Annotated in this window: 1 rRNA gene; it reads left to right on the top strand. The window is 52.7% G+C overall.

The window, feature by feature from the left end:
- Positions 1-405 (top strand): 16S ribosomal RNA (locus ACZ6J2_RS21820); the annotation flags it as partial.
- Positions 406-425: the final 20 nt, after the last annotated feature.

The following is a 425-nucleotide window of genomic DNA, read 5'->3' as shown; positions in this document are numbered from 1 at the left end:
GGCCGGGAACTCAAAGGAGACTGCCAGTGATAAACTGGAGGAAGGTGGGGATGACGTCAAGTCATCATGGCCCTTACGAGTAGGGCTACACACGTGCTACAATGGCGCATACAAAGAGAAGCGACCTCGCGAGAGCAAGCGGACCTCATAAAGTGCGTCGTAGTCCGGATTGGAGTCTGCAACTCGACTCCATGAAGTCGGAATCGCTAGTAATCGTAGATCAGAATGCTACGGTGAATACGTTCCCGGGCCTTGTACACACCGCCCGTCACACCATGGGAGTGGGTTGCAAAAGAAGTAGGTAGCTTAACCTTCGGGAGGGCGCTTACCACTTTGTGATTCATGACTGGGGTGAAGTCGTAACAAGGTAACCGTAGGGGAACCTGCGGTTGGATCACCTCCTTACCTTAAAGAACCTGCCTTTG

Source organism: Enterobacter sp. E14S, assembly GCF_055666685.1.
Note: the sequence above shows the minus strand (reverse complement) of the source record. Positions and strands in the feature narration are given on the sequence as shown.